General features: G+C 76.6%; 1 protein-coding gene. It reads left to right on the forward strand.

Going from position 1 to position 593, the window contains the following annotated elements; all coding sequences use genetic code 11:
* Positions 1-593: ketoacyl-synthetase C-terminal extension domain-containing protein (locus AE652_RS39380; protein ID WP_049660380.1), on the forward strand; the 593-nt coding region annotated here is incomplete at both ends.

Here is a 593-nt window from a genome sequence, read left to right on the forward strand (position 1 = left end):
TGCCGTCCTCGCAGGTGGACTGGTCGGCGGGCGCGGTGGAGCTGCTCACCGAGGCCCGGGAGTGGCCGGAGACCGGCCGTCCGCGCCGGGCCGGCGTCTCCTCCTTCGGCGTCAGCGGCACCAACGCCCACGTCATCCTCGAACACGCCCCCGAGGAGCAGCCCGCCGAGGAGTCGGCTGAGGAGGCTCCCGCACCGGGCGCGCTCCCCTTCCTCCTCTCCGCCAAGACCGACCAGGCCCTGCGCGACCAGGCCCGCCGCCTGCGCGACCACCTGGACACCGAGGCCGCCTCGGCCGACCTCGGCCTCTCCCTCGCCGTCTCTCGCACACAGTTCGCCCACCGCGCGGCCCTGGTGGCCGCCGACCCGGACGGCCTGCGGGCCGGACTGGAGGCGCTCGCGGCCGGCGGAGCGGCGCCCGAGCTGGTGCGCGGCATGGTCTCCCCCGGCCGCACGGCCTTCCTCTTCACCGGCCAGGGCGCCCAACGCGTCGGCATGGGAAGCGAGTTGTACGCGGCGTACCCGGTGTTCGCGGCGGCGTTCGACGAGGTCTGCGCCGCGCTGGACCGCCACCTGGAGCGCCCGCTGCGCGAG

The organism is Kitasatospora sp. MY 5-36 (genome assembly GCF_001182915.1).
In the GTDB taxonomy this organism is placed as follows: Bacteria; Actinomycetota; Actinomycetes; order Streptomycetales; family Streptomycetaceae; genus Kitasatospora.